Source organism: Candidatus Enterococcus wittei (assembly GCF_002140175.1).
Classification (GTDB): domain Bacteria; phylum Bacillota; class Bacilli; order Lactobacillales; family Enterococcaceae; genus Enterococcus_B; species Enterococcus_B wittei.
This window is the reverse complement of sequence record NZ_NGMO01000003.1, coordinates 582,818-585,429: the sequence shown is the minus strand read 5'-3', so window position 1 is coordinate 585,429 and position 2,612 is coordinate 582,818. Positions and strand designations below refer to the sequence as shown.

Genomic DNA, 2,612 nt, shown 5'->3' with positions numbered 1-2,612 from the left:
ATCCAGTAGTTCATGGGTGTCACCATCCATCATAATGAAGCTCATGGCGCTAGACACACTACGAACAGACTTAAATTCATCGAAACATAAAGTTTTTGGTAAGCTTTGTTTCAAGGGATTCAATGGACGATAAAATTTTTTCATGATTCGATAAACGGAAGAGACAGAAATATTTTTTTGGTAGGCAATTTCGGTCATTGAAGTGTTCTTCTTTAAACGAGTGACGACAGACCAACGGACCTTTTGACTAATAAAACAGTGCTTTTCAGCAACTGAAGTATCGGCAACAAAGGTTTTATGACAAGACTTACATTTAAAGCGTTGTTTCTTCAATTCTAAATAAGTTCGGTATTCAGAAACATCATTGAGTAACAACCGAACGGTTGTCGTCCCCCAACGGATAAGCTGAGAGGGGACGACACAATGGCAATGAACACATTTTTCAGGTGAATAACGAAGCCTCCCACGATAGATCATGCAAATTTGGCCTTTGTACTTTTCTTTCGTTAAGCAATTTTCCTCAAAATGGATATTTAGGTCTAGAATATTTAGAGTATCTTTGATAAGCTGAGTATAAGGCATCTTGAGTCCTCCTTATGAATGGTTATGCCAAATCAATTCTAAAGGATTTCAAGGTGTCTTTTCTATCTTTTTTTCTCAATAAAAAAGATGTCAGTGGAATCCACCAACATCAAAAAGTATAGAGCCTAACTTTTGAATCAACTTTTTAAAATGTAGAAAAATTAGCAAATTGTTTTGTGAAGTTTTTTTTTGCTTTTTTCATAACAGTCAAAAAATAAATAAAATTGAATTTAAGAAGGTAACTCAATCAATCTACTTTTGATTACGATCTGTAAGATTCAGTGAATTGGAGTAGAGGTCCTAATGAAAGGGGTGGTGGCATAAGTAAAACCAGACTAAATTATCCGAATAATATGGGCGGATGATACTATTCATCGTGAATTTGCGACGAGAGCCTACTAGAATATAGGAGCGGTATCAAGATGGTTTGGATATCCATTTCCTTGAAAAATTTATGTCACAACCCCTTTTTTTATTCTTAGAACATGTTTGAGTACTATCGAAATGACAATTAGTGCTTTTTTTATTTTATATGATCAGTTATAAGGAAAATGACAGTAGTAAAATGCGATTTTTTATAAGTAAAAATGATCTCAATAAAAATTTTTTTCTAAAATCAATTGCTAAATAAAACGTCAGGGATTTTATGTAAAAAAGGTGGCCGTTCACTATGCAAGTGAAATCGGGCACCTTTAATACGGAGTCAGTTAACAAATTGTTAGTATGGATCTAGCAAGCTTTTCTGGAATTACTTTGGTTAACTTTTCAATAATCATCTTTTTTTTCGCAATTCGTAAAACCATTAATCCTTCCTCGATTTTGTGAGTATCTTCTGTAAAGATTCCTAAGTGAACAAGTAAGATGCCAATAAAATCCACTCGGTTAATTTGATGAGCGACAGGTAAAATTCTTTCAACAATGTTTTTTCCTTCTGAAAACAGTCCATGTTTTAAATAAATGGCTGAATAATTTAGATGTAAGCAAACATTTAAGGTCCTTGCGTTTTCAAAATTTTCGTATCGTTTGAACGCTTTTACAATTCTTGGAAATATAGCAGTAGTTGTCTCAAATGGGAGCAAGTGTAGGTGACTGGTAATAATAAAAAGGTCGCTATACGTCCAAATATCACTTTTTTTCAAACGAGTCCAAATTAGCTCACTTAGCACATTAGATATACTTTCAAGTTTCAAAGGCGTTTCATTTACACTATGTACAAAAATCTCTAAAATCGATTGGATTTCTAAAATCTTTAGATCGTCATTGATTAATAAGTATCTTTTGCAATCAGCTAATAAATTTTGCAAGTTCGGAAGGTTTGCATGATTGTGGATGCTATGAAAGGTGGAAATGATTCGACTTCGTTCATCCTCTTTATAATTACTACAAAGATACTCGAATTCAGAAACACTGATATCGAGTTGGTTCAATAAATAAATCATACGGTCATAGGGTGGAATCAATAAATTATTCTCTATTCGTGATAGAGTGGCCACTGAAAAATTTTCTGAGCAAATATCTTTTTGAGAGATTCCCTTTGCTTTCCTCAAATTTTTAAAAACTGTACCAAAATCGTATCTCATCTATTTTCCCTCCAATTCTCATATATTAAAAATTTTTTTTGCTTTTTTCTCATATATTTACTCCTTATATTACATAAAAAAACATCTAATTATATATTACTAATATTAAATGCTAATAAAGTGTAAGTCAATAACATAGCTAATAACAGATGTTTATTAAAATATCATCTCTGAGTAAAGATATTTTGATAGGGCTGCCATTTTTTGAATGGGATAACATACTTGTTATTTAAAATAAAACAAAAAATAAAATTAATTTTTAATTAATTTTTAATTTTTTTGCCATAATTTGCAGATTTGCGTAGTTCTGACTTTTTTTGGGAGTTCACCTTTATTATGAATGTATGACTGTAGTAATGCTATTTTTTACTGTAAAAATTATATACATAAAAGTAAGGTGTGACAAAAGATGAATTATCCAAATAAAAAAAGAAAAATTTTTAAAAAGAT

The 2,612-nt window shown here is 31.1% G+C and carries 2 protein-coding genes; both read right to left on the bottom strand.

The window, feature by feature from the left end; all coding sequences use genetic code 11:
- On the bottom strand, window positions 1-582 hold a 582-nt coding region (locus A5844_RS10410), incomplete at its 3' end, for a transposase family protein (protein ID WP_179190587.1).
- Between the two features lie 707 nt (window positions 583-1,289).
- Window positions 1,290-2,162, bottom strand: a complete 873-nt coding sequence (locus A5844_RS10405) for a helix-turn-helix domain-containing protein (protein ID WP_086285110.1) — start codon at window positions 2,160-2,162, stop codon at window positions 1,290-1,292.
- Window positions 2,163-2,612 lie beyond the last annotated feature (450 nt).

Excerpts from the sequence above, each read along its gene's own strand:
- A5844_RS10405 (WP_086285110.1), bottom strand. The coding sequence starts at position 2,162 with ATGAGATACGATTTTGGTACAGTTTTTAAAAATTTGAGGAAAGCAAAG.